The organism is Methanococcoides sp. AM1 (assembly GCF_900774055.1).
GTDB lineage: Archaea > Halobacteriota > Methanosarcinia > Methanosarcinales > Methanosarcinaceae > Methanococcoides.
This window is the reverse complement of record NZ_CAAGSW010000042.1, coordinates 1-207: the sequence shown is the minus strand read 5'-3', so window position 1 is coordinate 207 and position 207 is coordinate 1. Positions and strand designations below refer to the sequence as shown.

The window sequence follows — 207 nt, the reverse complement described above, 5'->3', positions numbered from 1 at the left end:
TACCGTCAGCATCAATATCCCAGGACCATGACGTTGCATTGGTTGAGAGATCAGTGAATGAAACAGTAAGTGGTGCATAGCCTTCAGTGACATTAGCACTGAAATCGGATACCGGAAGTATAGGAACGGATGTCACATTGATATAACCGGTCTTGATTTCGGAAGCAGTGCCATTAATATTACTGACAGTAAGATTGACAGTATACA

The 207-nt window shown here is 42.0% G+C and carries 1 protein-coding gene; it reads right to left on the bottom strand.

Translation table 11 applies throughout. The features are described from left to right. Window positions 1-207 (bottom strand): PKD domain-containing protein (locus E7X57_RS12290; protein WP_135613309.1); only part of this gene is annotated, 207 nt, incomplete at both ends.